Origin of the sequence: Paenibacillus cremeus (genome assembly GCF_007786445.1) — a bacterium.
Classification (GTDB): domain Bacteria; phylum Bacillota; class Bacilli; order Paenibacillales; family NBRC-103111; genus Paenibacillus_G; species Paenibacillus_G cremeus.
Map to the genome: position 1 here is coordinate 42,013 of NZ_VNJI01000011.1, position 13,700 is coordinate 55,712.

Genomic DNA, 13,700 nt, shown 5'->3' on the forward strand with positions numbered 1-13,700 from the left:
AGAAAGTTCCATTTTATCCAATTACTCGATACCTCGTATAGTGCTCATGAACTTCTGGCTCTAGAATTTTTTCATCGACCATTCGATTGATCAAGCGCTCTCCCTGTTTATAGCCTACTCTACAAGTCCTTTGTAATAACGATACAGAAGCGTATGCCTCATTCTCCGGATGGCTCTCTTTGGCTTTTATTACAGCAGCTACAGCAAGAGGATATTTTTCTTCTTCCTGTTGTCTAAGAAATGCTTCCCATCTTTCATTTTCTTCTTTTTTTGGCTTCTTAGCCATTAAGTTTATGCCTCCTCATAAAAGTCCAATTTCAAACCCATTCCATCAACTCTCGAACAGTAGGAATATCGGCCTCAAGAAAATCATACATCCAAAGTTCATCTCTCTTAATCCAAGCTAAAGCTTCATGTTCGTAAAGTACTGGTTTACCCAATTCGATATCGCACATATATGTAAGCAATCGAATGTTGTCGTGTTGAACATCTTTTACCATATCACCGACTTTTACTTCGCATCCAATCTCTTCGATTACTTCTCTCCGCAAAGCTTCTTCAGGGGTTTCGTCTTCTTCAACTTTCCCACCAATAAACTCCCATTTGTTATATTTATATCGCTTACCACATAAAAATCTGTCAGTATCGCTGTTATAGATTACTGCTCCGACAACTAATTGCATTTTGTCACTTCCTAATATCATTGGGGTTTAACTTCCATACTCCTGAAACACATCTCGTCTACCGCGTTTATAAATTTATACGGTCTCTCTATTGACATGCTTCCATGTTATCCCTAGTCTAATTTTTGATATTGCATCAGCTATTACACCGTACTTCCTTCCTAAATCTGCATTCGTGCTGGATTTATCTTTGAGTATTTCAAGCACATGCTCTTCGGTTAATTTAGAAGTGTGTACCTTTTCTCCTTTTGCTTGTCTATTTCTTTCAACTTTATCACGCACATTGTCTCCTTGCGTTCCCAATATTAAGTGTTCTGGGTTAATACATTTTGGATTATCGCAAGTGTGCCTTACCACCAACCCTTCTGGAACTTCGCCAAATAATTCATTGTAAATGAATTTGTGCATTACGGAAACTTTTTTGTCGAACCAATACCTTATATGACCGCCGCTTTCTTCACTGCTGGCGTAATGTGAAGTACAAACAAAACACCCATTGTCATCAATGATAAATTCTATGGGTTTCCTCTTAAAACGACCATCATCTTTCATTTTCCCTTTATTTTCTTGATTATTTTCCATATTCCTGAAATATATCTCTCCTACCTTTTTTATAATCTTGTAGTGGATCATCAACTTTTTTACCCCACTTAAACTTACCAGAATGGTCACAGACGGACTTTCTTGACTCAACACGGTAGTCAGTGCCTTCTGGGAGGATATCAGTCCAATATGTATCTCCTAGCTCTTCAAGCAATTCCACAAATTTATGCTGCCAATCTTCAGGCATGGATTGTAATACACTTCGAGGAATGGTTAAGTATTGAGCATATGTAAGGCCAAACCACAAATGGATGTCTTTCTTCATTCAATAAGCATTCCTTTGCAATCTCATCGAATTACGTGTTGCTTCCAATACCTGTATAACAACATCTAATGATTTAATGTCATCGAATTTCATAACCACATGTGTATCAAAACTGTCTAATGTTTGTCCTTTTGACTCCTCCCACTCTGATCCAATTTCTCTTGGTTGCGACAGTATAAAAGCAACACCTTCTGTACGCCCATTATCATCTTGGATGTCTCCGACAAATATATCTCCATAACCAAAATGCAAACACTTTATATTGTCCCTAGTGACGATTGGCATCTTTGCCCTCCTTATAAAAACCAAATTTCCTTAGCTTTTAATTTATTTCGCAGAGTCCTCAAACAGCTTAATTTCCTCTAGTATTTCTTCAAAAGCTACCCTTGCCAGATCGATTGGGTCATCCATTCTCCAACTCCTTTGAGTGATAGTTGCAATGTAATTTAATTTCCGTTTTGTCAGTTCAACTAACTCCCAAGCCTTCTTCTCACTATCAATTAGACTGTAAATTTCCTTTTTGTCTAATCTCACATATCCATCATAATCAGCGTATTGCAAAGCAAGGTCTTTTTCGTTATCGTTCATTGTGCTATCCCCTCCTAAAATTTCCCCTTGAAAACGTCATTTTATTGGAAATATGCTTTAGAAAAACCCTTATATATCAAGGGTTTTTCAACTGGTACTTAACCTTAATCCTGCCCCAATCCCAATCAGATGAGAAATCAACATATTTAATCTTCTCAGAGTTCTCTCTGATCCATTTATGCATTAAATCAATTGCTTCGTTGTGTGTTTTCCCTTCAAATGTTTTAAATAGCATTATGTATTTTGATCATAACTCCTCAGTCCTTGTAAATTGATTGGAAGATAATATTCTGGGTTAGTATCCTGCTTTTTAATTTCCTTCTGATGCTGCCATTTTGATTTATTATTGAAATACGGTTTATATTTACTTTTTTCACTTTTAAATATTGTGGTCAACTTATCAACCTCCAAAAAGTTTAATTCTTATCAACCATTCGCTGACCTAAGAGGCCATAACCTGTAATATCGAGATAACAATTCTCATCCATCAAATCTGTTTCAGGATTATTAAAAATCCTGTTCTGTTTATCTATTACTCTGACCATCAACAATAAATGTTTCAACAATGCATCAGAAATTGTATAAGTTCCATCTTCATTACGCCATTTCTCCAAGAAAATCTGCATCAATCTATAACTCTTTTCAACACTATCACCATAAGCCAATTGTTTCTTATCAACCAGTTGACCAATGTTAAGTCCCATTTGCTCAAAGTATCCTGCTTGAACTGGCTCTTCCGATGGATAATTAAGTGGGATATCGCTTTCATATGCTTGAATAATTTCTTCTTCTGACACAGGGAAATCTTTGCCGTTCTCAAAAACAATAGTAAGATATAGTTGACTGCCACTTGGAATCTGCTCGACTACGGCTACTCGATTGGTATAATACTTGATGTCATCAGCATGTTCTGGTTCATGTTGCTTAAAAAAAATATCCAGCCCTCGCTTATTAAACTTGACCTTATCACCAATTTTAAATTTCATTGCTTCTCTCTCGCCTTTCTGAGTCTGTCTGCTGCTGCTTGACGTTGTTCGTCACTCATTGGTTTGCGCTTGCTCACTGACCGGAATGAAACTTGACTAAAAGGAATATCCTTGTACCAATGCATTCCATCGTCAGTGACTTTATAAGGCTCAAGATTAGACTTCTTCAACTTTGTAATGACTGTTGGCTGACAACTTGTAATAGTCCAAGTTTTGCTTTCATCATCACACTGTAAAACAGTTTCACGTTCTGCTGGTGTATAACTCATCCATTTTCTCCTTTAGTCATTACTAACTTTTACTTTCACGTGTTTCAATAAATCTTCGTTCTGCCATCCAGAACGTAATCGACTTCTAATCACACCTGACGCAATTCCGCTTTCTTGAGACCATTCGCCAACTGTTTTTGTAACATTATTGATTTTCACATAAATTGTATTATTTTTATTATTCGCTTGAACTATCTTTGTCGCCCATCTGCAATTACTCGGTTCATAGTTTCCGTCAGATTCAATTCGATCAATAGTTAGATTTTCGCTATACCCATTTTCCATAGACCATTTAAAGAAATTAGGGAAGCCATTATTTTCGTCGCTCCAATCGTCACAAACAGTAATCCCTTTTTCTCCATACCACTTAAACTCTCGGCAGTTCTCATTAAAGCAACGACGATTCATATCGTTCCATATCGTATAAATCCTTTTACTCTGCAACCTGATATCATATTTACGATTTACATTGGAGGCTAACTCTTTCTGAAAACAACCGCAACTTGTAGAATCTCCTGTTTTTAGGACTGAACTACTGAGGGGTTTTTGAGTTTTGCTATCACAACTGCATTCGCATAACCACATCGCTCTACCTACTTTATTGTTCTCTACCCTTTTTAGTACAGTCCATCTTCCAAATTTACGTCCCGTTAAATCGTCAACAGTTGCCACCTATCCACCCCTTTCAAATTCAGACTTGTACTCTTTTACTGTTTTCAAATATTCATTATTACGTTTGTTTATTATGTATTTTTTACTTCCTTCAATCCCATGATGGAAACTTAAGATTGTCATATCAAACACTTGTTCTTCTGACATCCATTTGCTTCTCCAATAGTCCCTAAGGTAAGATAACAACCAAATTGTCATATCAATATTCGTTTTAGGGTCAAGTAGGTTGTATTTCTTGAGTCCCATTTCAGAAGCAATCCATCCAACCGTGTTAGGTTGATGCAGTTGGAATAGACCATAATCGTCAGTGCTGCTTATAGATTTATAGTCAAACTTGGATTCTGTATTCGCAAGTGCTAACAGCATCTCGTATGAGAAATTAGATTTATTTGAACACTCCCAAAGGTATTGCTGAACTTCTTCTGGAAGAGGAACATCTAATTGTGGACGTTTAGGCTTAACTTGTTCAACCGGAATTGGAACTATTGGATTAACTTCTTCTGCAACTTTAATTGCTGTTGCTAGATGATGAATGTTATTTTTAAAATTATCTTCAGCCATTTGCGACTGGTAAACGGGTTTTAAGGTGTCTGTTTTCGCTTCTCCTGCGCTTAAACTCCCTGCTGTGAGTAAGACACTGCTCACCAAAGCAAGTGCGAGAGAGTGCTTTGTAATCGGCTTCATTTGTCATCTCCTGTTGTGTATATTGGTGAAAATGCTCTCTAGAACTTTCTGTTTGGATTATTCTAGAGAGCGTGGATCGAACGTTGTTATATGTATTATTCAGTTTTATTCTGCAAGCGTGAAATCAACGTAATACTCTTTGCCCTCTTCAAATTGTTCTTGCGCTTTCTCGTTATCAACGCTCATCTGAATTTGACCAAATGGCGTATATTTCCAAAATTGCTCATTCTCTTCTGATCCAGAAATTACAGCCTCTAAGCGTACACTATTTCCTTCTTTAAAAGCGCACTTGAATTTTGCTCTCACCATGTTTCTTCACCTCACTTTTTCATTTAAAATAATTCTTTTATAGGGATTTCGTGTACTCATACATTGCTTGCAGAGTTTTTTCATCCTTAACATCTTTATACTTAGCAGTCTTAAACTTATCCGTCAATCCTTTAGCGAGTTCTTTCTTCTGATCCTGAGACAGAGTTGCAATAATGGTATCGATTTTAGAAATCAATTCATCAACTTTATTGCCTTCAGGATTACTCAAACTTTCTGCTTCTGCATTTAGAGTCTCATCGAAGTTTTTAATTTCTTCTTTGGTAATCTTTCTGCCAGTTTGAGCCTTTGCAATAGCTGCTTTCCAATGATTGTAATTTGGCATTTCTACGATATCGCCAATGTTAAATGTTTTAGTACGATCCTTTTCAACTTTTCCAAAAGACTTTCCATCTTTAGTATAAGTTTGAACAACAACATCGAAATCAAATTTACTACCCTTTGGAAGATTCGGCTTCACTCCAACTTTAACACTAATTTGATTACCTTGAGCGTCTGTACGGCTCTCAGTTTCATCACTGGCTTCAGCAACATAGGATAGATTTTTACCCATCTTCACATATGTTAGAAGCTTTGCAAAGAATCTGTCATAGTGCAGACCCATTACACCGTATTCCTTAAACGAAAGCCCTTCGCCTTCAAGAAGACGATTAGATTTTCTAGCACGTTGTTCAACCACTTTTAGAGCAGCATGTTTCATGTTCTCATGATAGCGAGTAGCACTATCAATATTGATCGTTTCTACTTGATTGAACAGTTCTTCATCACTTTCAAAATCGTCTAGATCATCATTCATTTCTTTAAAGACAAGAGTATTGGACTCCATCAAAATGTTGTCATTATACTCTTCGTAAAACTTAGTCCCACCATCACTATCAAACAATAGTTGATTAGGGAAGGAAAGACCAGTTGGAGTCTTCCCTGTCGCAGATTCACCGTACCAAAGAAATGTTACACCTTCACGTTTTTTCTCGCGTTTTTGCAATGCCATTTAAAATAATCCTCCTAATATTTTATATTTTACTTAATTAGACTCACTATTTTTACTTATTTGGTTCAGAAGGGAAGGTCGCTGTCCTCGATGTCTAGAGCGTTCGATTGTTCAAATGGATTATCTACAATGAAGTCATCTTCTTTGTACACTTTTGCCGTATGACTCATTACATTGGTAATCTGCAATTCATTAATCTTGTTTCGAATTGCTTTTTTGCCTTGTCCTGTTGGAGTCTCGCCACCCCAATTCAATTCTGGCTCTTCCTCTACTTCCGCTAACTCAACTCCACTGCGAATGACACCTTGGACTTTCAACAAATCGCCAAATTTTGTTTTCTTATATACATTGTTTGCAAGTGTCTCATACTTGTTAGCATCAACAACGAAAGTGATATCTTTCCATGTTTTATCCCAACCAATGATACGAGCACCGACATAAAGCTTTCTTGCTTCTTTGTCTAACTGGTGTTCTGTTACTACAAATTCTTGCTCAAAAGATGCTACTTCTTTGAAGTTATCAGCGTCAAAGTCCATCTCGTCTTTCAAACCAATTCTTGCAATTGTGTATTTTACATTTGTTTTTGTTTCACCGTTTGATTCATATGTATTAATGTTAAATTCTCCATCGATCCAAACAGGAGTATCGTTATGTAGATTATCCTTGATTGCTTTAACGCCATCATAGTTAAAGTAATTTTTCATTTTCAGTCTGCCATTCTCTTGTTCAAATCCTGTTCCCACTGTGCCAAATCCGAAACAAGTAAATCCATCTGGCATCTGATCACGTTCATCAAAATCAATCTCCATCTGCTGCTTGTTGCCATTTTTATTGGAGAAGATTTTAACTTTCTTATTAGGCACTTGACCAAATAGGTCGATGTTATAAATAGTGTTCGTTGGAGAAGTTTTTACTGATGTGCTGATGCTACGATATGGTTGACCTTCGCCATTCTTTGTTCTACCTTCGCGGTAAGCACCTTCAGCTTCCAGACCTTGAATCTTACCTTCAATTCGAATCTTACCAACTGTTTGTTTCAACTCTGCCATTATGTATTCAATCTCCCTTATTTATATTATAGTTTATTATTATTTTATGTTTGTTTTAAGGGAGTCTTTCTGGTGGCGATCGACTAGCTGCTATGCTTTATCACCTACTTTCAATCAACCATTCCTTTCTGTTTAAGATGATTTCTCATCTATGTTATCAGGCTTTTGGCCTGTTGTTTTATTGGCGTTCCTCATTGCTTCCTTATAATACACCCATATCCAAAGCTTGGCAATATTTTTTATACATTATTTTTCGTTTTTTATTTAATTATTCTCCGAGGAATTTACACCATGAAACATGAAATTCATTTGGTTATGATCTTAACGATATCTCCGCAATGCAACTTTACCAATCAATTGAAGATTGCTGCTTTTACATGGTAATTTAAAACCATACCAATCATCAGCACCTATGTATGATCCTCTAGGACAGACATAAACTAAATAATAATTACTTCTAAAAAGCCAATATCTCCACGTGTCGATTGTAATCAGATAATTATCTATATAAAACTGATGCGTTTCTCCTGCTGGAGTGTTGAACAATAAATATCAACTCCCAAGGAAATCTCAATTTCTTTGGTTTTAATCTATATGTATGTAGCAATCGCCATTTAGCCATTTATTTATCTTCAGAAGTCTCTCGTATGTAAAAAAAGGATTATGTTCATTGTACCACTCATCTAAATCAAATTCCCACTTTTGACTATTGCAATTCTTACATGATGGAATACAATTACTCAGATCGTTCGCACCATTATCATCAACATGTTCTTTATGTAGATCAGTCCATTTGAACTCGCCAGCATATTTTATAAAGTGTTCACTTATATGCAAACCACAATATGCACACGAATCATCAAAGTACAACTTGCATTTAGTCCATTCTTCTTTGCTAATTATATGTTTCTTTGCTTTTCTCCTTTCACGGCTCTTTTTATGTGCCAGTTTACCTCTTTCTGATTGCTGCCATTCTTTATGTCTTCCATCCTTCAATCTACGTTTAGAACTTAATCGAGTAGATACTACTTGATTTTCAGGTCTATTCGCGTTATGTTTTTCTTTTAACTTTTTGTACTGTTCTGGATTCTCCTTTTGCCAAAGTTTCGATTTTTTAATAGTACATTCCTTGCAATAAGCATTATATCCATCCATTTTGTTTTGTTTATTTTTATAATAATATTCGCTGTTACAAGGAAACCATTGTAAACATGTATTACAAAGTTTATATTCCACACCTTCTACTAGTTTATGACACTCCTCATATTTCAGCGGCTTTTTCTTTTCACTTATAATCCATCACACCTTTCCCGATAAATCTTCGAATTTATCCCCAAATAAAGTATCCAATTCCGATTCCAACACCCAAGCAAAGCAGCGGTAAAACAATACAATAAAACAGGATAGCGTTTGCCATATCGTTCAAAAGACTATTCAACGTTTTCCTCCTTACACCTGAGCAACTTTTGCGTCTTTTTCAAAAAACTTTGGATCATAATTTTCCAAAACTTCCTTAACTGCCTCTTCGTAATTCCACTTATTAATAATCAAAGTTCTTTCTTTATTTGTAAAGACAAACATTTCTTAAATCACCTCTTCACTATGTATATACTTAGGCAGTTCCTCTAACTCTTCACATCTTAAACACTCGATATAAGGCTCAAAATGAATATCAACATTGACTCTCCCTTTGCCATGTCCACATTTCAAACATTTAAAAGTTATTTTAATCATTCTTCAATTATCTCTACTGTAATTCGTACCTTCATTGTCTTTACGCTTTGCAGTAGGTCACACAGTGTATCTGCTGGATAAATCCCTCGTTCTGCATCTTCCTTTGTATCAAAGATGCCCAAATCATCGTAATTTCCACCAAGCCAACCCTCGATAATCAATATATCACCTCACGAAAGATTCATTTTATCGAACCTGAGTAATTGTGACATCAAACGACACATCGAACTCACCATTATCATAATAGCCATTAAAAATTTCAATTAAGTGGCATTTTGAGCACTTTGCGTACCCCAACGAATCAATGTATCCATTCGATATATGATCATCAGAGCAGGAAGTTCGGCTATGATTAAGTAAACTTAAAATAATATCTCTATATTGTTCCAGACCATCAATTTTTTCTTTAACAATTTTTCTTTTCTTCTTCATTTCTTGTTCTTTTATTGCGTTCTTTCTTGATTCCAACTCATTTTGCAGCTTCTCGATTTCTTCAATCGACATCGAATTAATGTCCTTTTCCATCCTTACCTCCCGTTGAAAGATGACTCTGTTTTCGCTCTACATTTTAAGCAAAAGGTGTAACCATCAAAATTCAATTTTTCTGCATCGTGCTTTGCAAATCTCATCAAAATAAACGCTATACCACCATCTATTAATCCTTTTGGAGTTTAATTTGAAATGATGCTGAATATACTGTTCTTTTCTTATATTGTTGAACACGAAATCTCTTACAGTGATTTTCAATCCAACTTCAATAGGAATTACTCGATATGCGTTATCCATTCACACCATCCACCATCCTGTTGAAAGACTCGATTTATCTTAAATTTCTTAACTTCTCCAGAGTTTCAATCATAATCATTTTTGCCTCTTTATATTTCAATGGACTAAAATCTCTCGATGATTCGTCGCTATAGTTCCACAAAGCTCTGCACATTATTGTAGCCAAATCCCAATCATCATCCATATTTATATATGAAGCAGGAGGCTCTAACTCCTTAAATTTATTTAACTCTTCGTCAGACGGAAGTTCTCCATAATATTCGATTTCAAACCACATGCTAATCACTCCTGTTAAAAGAATTGTTTTAACGTAAAATTTCAAAATACTTACCATCAATAACTGGTTCAAACTCTCTACCGTTATCATCTATAATACAGAATTCTCCGTCTTCATTCATATGCATTTCATAGACTCTACCTGCGGTTGTCATTCGATAACCTAGAATATTAAGATTTCTAATACAAATGACTTTCATACCCCTATTACCACCTTATGAAAGTATTATTTCAAGCGAAAACAAATTGACTTGTTACAGGATTATAGTTCCTAAAGTAGCCAGATTTGCATCAAGTCCAGTCATTTTTCTGTCTTGCTCATGACAAACTTTCTTTAATTCCTCAATTAATCTCTGCGCTGTTAAGGCACGATCCTTTAAATGTTGCTGCATCAGTTCTTTCATTCCGACATCTCCTCACGAAATATTTGTTTTATCTGTAGTATCGGCAGATTCTTTGAAAATTACATCGAAATCCTTGCTTGATAGTTTCTTCAATAATTTGATGTGTTCTTTTGTCCAACCGTTTACTTCAAGCAATTCTGCTTCAAGAAGATGGTCAACCGCTTCCTTAACCAAATCCTCAACCTTGACATCCATCTATATATCACCCTCTACTTATCTTCGAATTTCTTAATAATCTCTTCTGCTTCTTCTTCAGTACCGACCTTTTCAACGAACATAGCCCAATTTTCTTCAATAAATTCTTTAATCATTACCTTTTCGTAAAACTCCAACTCATTCATATCTGAATCTCTCCCTTAATAAAATTATCTTTTCATTACCTAATCTTCGATTCTTGACCAAGAACAATTAATCTTCTCATGTAACCATTTATCATAATGGTCTTCGATCAAAGACTCTGCCTCTTGTTCACTCAAACCGTCAAAATCTTCATCATCAATCTCATATATATCTTCTCGTTTACTTCCTGCATATCCAGTGCTAACACTAAAAATTTAGCCATATCTCAATCCCAACCCCTCTGTTATTTGAATGAACTTAACCTTTCATCACTCTTTACATTCATCGCAAACTTCACGGTGGTGTCCACAATCCAAACAAGGTTTTCCAACATTCCCACAGTGAAAATGGTAACTAGTAACTGTCCCATCGTTCTCCATGCGATTTAGAGAAGCATGTTCAAAAGGGATTTCATAATTACATTTCCCACATCTGTTTTCCATTTTAATTACACACCCCTTCGAAATATCTATTTTATTCGCTTATAATAGTCTTGATTCGTCTCAACTGATCCAACGTCAAATCAATCTTTCCTAAAGTATCAAATACTTTTCTTATCTCCCATTGCAATTTGCTAACTTCCTCTTCGTCTAGAATTTCCTGCTTAGAAAAGTACAACTGCCAATCTGCAATATACCCTCCCATTTTCTGCTGCTTGTCTTCGATTCTAAACTTAAGTGGCCTTAAACCATCGCCCACCTCAAAATACTTCCTGCCAACCTTAGATATGATATCCTCTCTAATATATACTTCTTTTCGACCTCTGGCATTATTCCCAACGGCCTTCAGATATACTTTGTCTCCAACTTGCACCTTTATCACTTCCTCATGAAATTTCGGTTTCATCATCCACAACCTTATCACCAGAAACAGATGATGAAACCGAACAACAACTTTAGATTTCTTCTAGTGCTCCAGCACCCTGTAATTCGTTTACTCTAATTGGAATAGCATTGCCCTTTAGCCCAACCCCATCATCACAGATCATCTCTAAATTCACTTGCTGTCTTGTGCCTAGCAATAGGCTAGTCAATTCATTTTGTGCGCCATCAATGCCCACAGTCCAAAATTTCATTCCATTACCACTAGTAGTTACGGTTATAAATCCAACTTCGAAGGATAATTCTCTTCCATCAACTTTGATCGACGATAATTTCTTTTGCATTCTGTTGGCCTCCTAGAATAAAGTAACCATTTCGTGCCGTTATGTATCCAATTACTTCCTGTATTTAGAATATAACATACATAAAAAATATAAGTCAATATATTTTAACGTTTATTTATACATTATTTATTTTGTCAAAATATAAAGAAAAGCTGAGTTTCCTCAGCTCACCTCAATACTACCTACTTTTCCTAACTGTTATCGCCAAGTTTCGATTGTATGTAGCGCCTTGTAGTGGCCTCTAATCCCTCTGGATTGAAGTCACCATCGTAATGGTCGATCCAGAAGATTAGATCGCTGTCAGAACAAACAGAAGAGTCAATGATTTTATATAGACCAGACTCTTTGGATAAGCCACAAACAAACTCCAGCCAAATCATAAAAAACTGTCTACCTCTATCCCAATTTTCAAGATAAAAATCATAATCAAAGTTTTGTTTATCTAATCTGGCTGCATGTGGCATAAATTTTTCCCCTTTAGTTATTATATTTTTGTTGCCCTTAAATTTTTCTCATCATGTGATAGCCGTTTAATAATCGATGCTAGAATTTTTGTTATGCCCTTTTTGTTTCTGCTCTGCTGAGCAAATTCATAATCACTCTCTTTTATAGACGCACCGAATTTAATCCGTTTTAAAGTAAACTTGATATAATCCTCATGTATTCTCGCTACACTTCCGAGCAACTCTTTATTATCGTAAAAATTAACATTGCCATTCTCATCCATTGACTCAATTTGATGCAGGTTTAAGATGTTATTTCTATCAGTTTGTCTAAAATTATCAAAGAACAAAATGTCGCTCCATTGCTCAATTGTATTTGCTATTTTGTAACGGTCAGTTGCGGTGATGAAAATAACTCCCTTTTCACCTAACTCAGTTTCGATCATGATAATATCTGATTTATTTACTATTTCTAATATACTTGATCTTATGTTAAGCAAAACTAAATTATCGCCAGTCATCATTCAAATCACAACCTTTAGCGTTTGTCAATGAATTTTCACAGTCCATGAAAAGTAATTTACATACACTGTGCATTAACTTATAATCATTCTTGTAAGATACAGCGCAACACAAGCGTTACACATACTCCTTAACATAGTGAGCTGTCGCCAAACAAATCCACTTAGTTAGGGAGTATTTTTTATTACAATCATATGTATCACCTCTTTTAATGTTTGTAAGTTCAGTATTACATTTGTTAAATATACCACAATTTACTTCGCTTGGAACTACAGATTTTCGCATAAAAATCTGCGTTTACAATGCCTTATTTTTATGTATATGTGTCGAATTTTTGTCGATTCCTTGTCGAATATAAAAAAGAAGCGTGTTCATATCAGAACATCGCTTCTTTTTTTCGGGAAACTTAACTTAGATGAATATATGCCAACTTGAGTATTGATGTCATTTTCTTTTCCGAGTGCCTTTGATATATTCCCCTTTATACAATCTCCAGAAACAGTTACATATAACTTAGTTTCATGGGTTGCATTTTCATCAAAATATACTCGCATGTAGTAACTGTCATATTTTTTGGCTAACCTCATATTTACATATTGTCTTTTATGAGTTGGTATAAAACCATATTGAGCCAAAAACCTGTCGAAGTTACCACTTCCTTTACTACAAGTCAGTCGCTCATAAACAATCGACCGAGTATAAAACATCATTATGTCTTTTGGCTGCTCTAAAAATAAAATGGTGTTTAATGGAACCCACTCTATTTCTTTTGATGATGTATTTACCAGCGGTATAGATCGCTCAGGTTCAGTGGAAATCTCATCGGCAACTTCAAGAGATAATTTATCAATTTCATCTGTTGTGATTTTTGATCCAAGTTTATCAAGGAGCAATGCTTTGACTCTTTCAAGCAT

27 protein-coding genes are annotated in these 13,700 nt (G+C 35.5%); all 27 read right to left on the reverse strand.

Going from position 1 to position 13,700, the window contains the following annotated elements; translation table 11 throughout:
- Positions 1-13 precede the first annotated feature (13 nt).
- The 27 genes from FPZ49_RS10860 to FPZ49_RS10960 all read right to left on the reverse strand — a co-directional run bounded on the left by FPZ49_RS10860 (position 14) and on the right by FPZ49_RS10960 (position 13,700).
- On the reverse strand, positions 14-286 hold the full coding sequence (locus FPZ49_RS10860; protein ID WP_144846414.1) for a DNA translocase FtsK: 273 nt from the start codon (positions 284-286) through the stop codon (positions 14-16).
- 31 nt (positions 287-317) lie between these two features.
- Positions 318-683, reverse strand: coding sequence for a (deoxy)nucleoside triphosphate pyrophosphohydrolase (locus tag FPZ49_RS10865; RefSeq protein WP_186445742.1), 366 nt, complete (start codon positions 681-683; stop codon positions 318-320).
- Positions 684-758: 75 nt separating this feature from the next.
- Positions 759-1,265, reverse strand: coding sequence for an HNH endonuclease signature motif containing protein (locus tag FPZ49_RS10870; protein WP_186445743.1), 507 nt, complete (start codon positions 1,263-1,265; stop codon positions 759-761).
- Complete coding sequence (locus FPZ49_RS35555; protein WP_186445744.1) at positions 1,255-1,551, reverse strand: hypothetical protein; 297 nt, start codon at positions 1,549-1,551, stop codon at positions 1,255-1,257. Before FPZ49_RS35555 ends, FPZ49_RS10870 begins: the two co-directional genes overlap by 11 nt.
- Positions 1,552-1,836, reverse strand: coding sequence for a hypothetical protein (locus FPZ49_RS10875; protein ID WP_144846420.1), 285 nt, complete (start codon positions 1,834-1,836; stop codon positions 1,552-1,554).
- Between the two features lie 42 nt (positions 1,837-1,878).
- Positions 1,879-2,139 (reverse strand): hypothetical protein, encoded by a 261-nt coding sequence (locus FPZ49_RS10880; protein ID WP_144846422.1) that lies wholly within the window; start codon positions 2,137-2,139, stop codon positions 1,879-1,881.
- A 416-nt stretch (positions 2,140-2,555) separates the two neighbouring features.
- A complete protein-coding gene (locus FPZ49_RS10885) occupies positions 2,556-3,125 on the reverse strand; it encodes a hypothetical protein (RefSeq protein WP_144846424.1) in 570 nt (189 codons plus the stop codon).
- Complete coding sequence (locus FPZ49_RS10890) at positions 3,122-3,394, reverse strand: hypothetical protein (RefSeq protein WP_144846426.1); 273 nt, start codon at positions 3,392-3,394, stop codon at positions 3,122-3,124. Before FPZ49_RS10890 ends, FPZ49_RS10885 begins: the two co-directional genes overlap by 4 nt.
- Before the next feature lie 12 nt (positions 3,395-3,406).
- Positions 3,407-4,066 carry a hypothetical protein gene (locus FPZ49_RS10895; protein WP_144846428.1) on the reverse strand — a complete coding sequence of 220 codons (660 nt, stop codon included), beginning with the start codon at positions 4,064-4,066 and terminating at the stop codon, positions 3,407-3,409.
- Positions 4,067-4,750, reverse strand: a complete 684-nt coding sequence (locus FPZ49_RS10900) for a transglycosylase SLT domain-containing protein (RefSeq protein ID WP_144846430.1) — start codon at positions 4,748-4,750, stop codon at positions 4,067-4,069.
- A 105-nt stretch (positions 4,751-4,855) separates the two neighbouring features.
- Complete coding sequence (locus FPZ49_RS10905; protein WP_144846432.1) at positions 4,856-5,059, reverse strand: hypothetical protein; 204 nt, start codon at positions 5,057-5,059, stop codon at positions 4,856-4,858.
- Between the two features lie 37 nt (positions 5,060-5,096).
- On the reverse strand, positions 5,097-6,068 hold the full coding sequence (locus FPZ49_RS10910; protein ID WP_144846434.1) for an AAA family ATPase: 972 nt from the start codon (positions 6,066-6,068) through the stop codon (positions 5,097-5,099).
- 65 nt (positions 6,069-6,133) lie between these two features.
- Complete coding sequence (locus FPZ49_RS10915) at positions 6,134-7,117, reverse strand: hypothetical protein (protein WP_144846436.1); 984 nt, start codon at positions 7,115-7,117, stop codon at positions 6,134-6,136.
- Positions 7,118-7,702: 585 nt separating this feature from the next.
- Complete coding sequence (locus FPZ49_RS10920) at positions 7,703-8,353, reverse strand: HNH endonuclease (RefSeq protein WP_144846438.1); 651 nt, start codon at positions 8,351-8,353, stop codon at positions 7,703-7,705.
- A 213-nt stretch (positions 8,354-8,566) separates the two neighbouring features.
- Positions 8,567-8,698, reverse strand: coding sequence for a hypothetical protein (locus tag FPZ49_RS36730; protein ID WP_261381360.1), 132 nt, complete (start codon positions 8,696-8,698; stop codon positions 8,567-8,569).
- A gap of 339 nt (positions 8,699-9,037) precedes the next feature.
- On the reverse strand, positions 9,038-9,376 hold the full coding sequence (locus tag FPZ49_RS10925; protein ID WP_144846440.1) for a hypothetical protein: 339 nt from the start codon (positions 9,374-9,376) through the stop codon (positions 9,038-9,040).
- Positions 9,377-9,671: 295 nt separating this feature from the next.
- Positions 9,672-9,914: a hypothetical protein gene (locus FPZ49_RS10930; RefSeq protein WP_144846442.1), complete on the reverse strand. Its 243-nt coding sequence runs from the start codon at positions 9,912-9,914 to the stop codon at positions 9,672-9,674.
- A gap of 28 nt (positions 9,915-9,942) precedes the next feature.
- Positions 9,943-10,113, reverse strand: coding sequence for a hypothetical protein (locus tag FPZ49_RS35560; RefSeq protein WP_186445745.1), 171 nt, complete (start codon positions 10,111-10,113; stop codon positions 9,943-9,945).
- 54 nt (positions 10,114-10,167) lie between these two features.
- Positions 10,168-10,317, reverse strand: a complete 150-nt coding sequence (locus FPZ49_RS35565) for a hypothetical protein (protein WP_186445746.1) — start codon at positions 10,315-10,317, stop codon at positions 10,168-10,170.
- Between the two features lie 12 nt (positions 10,318-10,329).
- Positions 10,330-10,512: a hypothetical protein gene (locus FPZ49_RS10935; RefSeq protein WP_144846444.1), complete on the reverse strand. Its 183-nt coding sequence runs from the start codon at positions 10,510-10,512 to the stop codon at positions 10,330-10,332.
- 14 nt (positions 10,513-10,526) lie between these two features.
- Entirely contained in the window at positions 10,527-10,658 is a 132-nt protein-coding gene (locus FPZ49_RS36735; RefSeq protein WP_261381361.1) for a hypothetical protein, read from the reverse strand.
- A gap of 39 nt (positions 10,659-10,697) precedes the next feature.
- Positions 10,698-10,871, reverse strand: coding sequence for a DUF7167 family protein (locus FPZ49_RS37885; protein ID WP_449289940.1), 174 nt, complete (start codon positions 10,869-10,871; stop codon positions 10,698-10,700).
- 259 nt (positions 10,872-11,130) lie between these two features.
- On the reverse strand, positions 11,131-11,505 hold the full coding sequence (locus FPZ49_RS10940; RefSeq protein WP_261381362.1) for a beta barrel domain-containing protein: 375 nt from the start codon (positions 11,503-11,505) through the stop codon (positions 11,131-11,133).
- Between the two features lie 46 nt (positions 11,506-11,551).
- Positions 11,552-11,821, reverse strand: a complete 270-nt coding sequence (locus tag FPZ49_RS10945; RefSeq protein ID WP_144846446.1) for a hypothetical protein — start codon at positions 11,819-11,821, stop codon at positions 11,552-11,554.
- A gap of 191 nt (positions 11,822-12,012) precedes the next feature.
- Entirely contained in the window at positions 12,013-12,285 is a 273-nt protein-coding gene (locus FPZ49_RS10950) for a hypothetical protein (RefSeq protein ID WP_144846448.1), read from the reverse strand.
- 20 nt (positions 12,286-12,305) lie between these two features.
- On the reverse strand, positions 12,306-12,788 hold the full coding sequence (locus tag FPZ49_RS10955) for a LytTR family transcriptional regulator DNA-binding domain-containing protein (RefSeq protein ID WP_144846450.1): 483 nt from the start codon (positions 12,786-12,788) through the stop codon (positions 12,306-12,308).
- Between the two features lie 369 nt (positions 12,789-13,157).
- Positions 13,158-13,700: a hypothetical protein gene (locus FPZ49_RS10960; protein WP_144846452.1), complete on the reverse strand. Its 543-nt coding sequence runs from the start codon at positions 13,698-13,700 to the stop codon at positions 13,158-13,160.

Bases quoted from the DNA above. Each gene is read 5' to 3' on its own strand.
- FPZ49_RS10860 (WP_144846414.1), bottom strand. From the start codon at position 286: ATGGCTAAGAAGCCAAAAAAAGAAGAAAATGAAAGATGGGAAGCATTT.
- FPZ49_RS10865 (WP_186445742.1), bottom strand. From the start codon at position 683: ATGCAATTAGTTGTCGGAGCAGTAATCTATAACAGCGATACTGACAGA.
- FPZ49_RS10870 (WP_186445743.1), bottom strand. From the start codon at position 1,265: ATGGAAAATAATCAAGAAAATAAAGGGAAAATGAAAGATGATGGTCGT.
- FPZ49_RS35555 (WP_186445744.1), bottom strand. From the start codon at position 1,551: ATGAAGAAAGACATCCATTTGTGGTTTGGCCTTACATATGCTCAATAC.
- FPZ49_RS10875 (WP_144846420.1), bottom strand. From the start codon at position 1,836: ATGCCAATCGTCACTAGGGACAATATAAAGTGTTTGCATTTTGGTTAT.
- FPZ49_RS10880 (WP_144846422.1), bottom strand. From the start codon at position 2,139: ATGAACGATAACGAAAAAGACCTTGCTTTGCAATACGCTGATTATGAT.
- FPZ49_RS10885 (WP_144846424.1), bottom strand. From the start codon at position 3,125: ATGAAATTTAAAATTGGTGATAAGGTCAAGTTTAATAAGCGAGGGCTG.
- FPZ49_RS10890 (WP_144846426.1), bottom strand. From the start codon at position 3,394: ATGAGTTATACACCAGCAGAACGTGAAACTGTTTTACAGTGTGATGAT.
- FPZ49_RS10900 (WP_144846430.1), bottom strand. From the start codon at position 4,750: ATGAAGCCGATTACAAAGCACTCTCTCGCACTTGCTTTGGTGAGCAGT.
- FPZ49_RS10905 (WP_144846432.1), bottom strand. From the start codon at position 5,059: ATGGTGAGAGCAAAATTCAAGTGCGCTTTTAAAGAAGGAAATAGTGTA.
- FPZ49_RS10910 (WP_144846434.1), bottom strand. From the start codon at position 6,068: ATGGCATTGCAAAAACGCGAGAAAAAACGTGAAGGTGTAACATTTCTT.
- FPZ49_RS10915 (WP_144846436.1), bottom strand. From the start codon at position 7,117: ATGGCAGAGTTGAAACAAACAGTTGGTAAGATTCGAATTGAAGGTAAG.
- FPZ49_RS36730 (WP_261381360.1), bottom strand. From the start codon at position 8,698: ATGTTTGTCTTTACAAATAAAGAAAGAACTTTGATTATTAATAAGTGG.
- FPZ49_RS10925 (WP_144846440.1), bottom strand. From the start codon at position 9,376: ATGGAAAAGGACATTAATTCGATGTCGATTGAAGAAATCGAGAAGCTG.
- FPZ49_RS10930 (WP_144846442.1), bottom strand. From the start codon at position 9,914: ATGTGGTTTGAAATCGAATATTATGGAGAACTTCCGTCTGACGAAGAG.
- FPZ49_RS35560 (WP_186445745.1), bottom strand. From the start codon at position 10,113: ATGAAAGTCATTTGTATTAGAAATCTTAATATTCTAGGTTATCGAATG.
- FPZ49_RS35565 (WP_186445746.1), bottom strand. From the start codon at position 10,317: ATGAAAGAACTGATGCAGCAACATTTAAAGGATCGTGCCTTAACAGCG.
- FPZ49_RS10935 (WP_144846444.1), bottom strand. From the start codon at position 10,512: ATGGATGTCAAGGTTGAGGATTTGGTTAAGGAAGCGGTTGACCATCTT.
- FPZ49_RS36735 (WP_261381361.1), bottom strand. From the start codon at position 10,658: ATGAATGAGTTGGAGTTTTACGAAAAGGTAATGATTAAAGAATTTATT.
- FPZ49_RS10940 (WP_261381362.1), bottom strand. From the start codon at position 11,505: ATGATGAAACCGAAATTTCATGAGGAAGTGATAAAGGTGCAAGTTGGA.
- FPZ49_RS10945 (WP_144846446.1), bottom strand. From the start codon at position 11,821: ATGCAAAAGAAATTATCGTCGATCAAAGTTGATGGAAGAGAATTATCC.
- FPZ49_RS10950 (WP_144846448.1), bottom strand. From the start codon at position 12,285: ATGCCACATGCAGCCAGATTAGATAAACAAAACTTTGATTATGATTTT.
- FPZ49_RS10955 (WP_144846450.1), bottom strand. From the start codon at position 12,788: ATGATGACTGGCGATAATTTAGTTTTGCTTAACATAAGATCAAGTATA.
- FPZ49_RS10960 (WP_144846452.1), bottom strand. From the start codon at position 13,700: ATGCTTGAAAGAGTCAAAGCATTGCTCCTTGATAAACTTGGATCAAAA.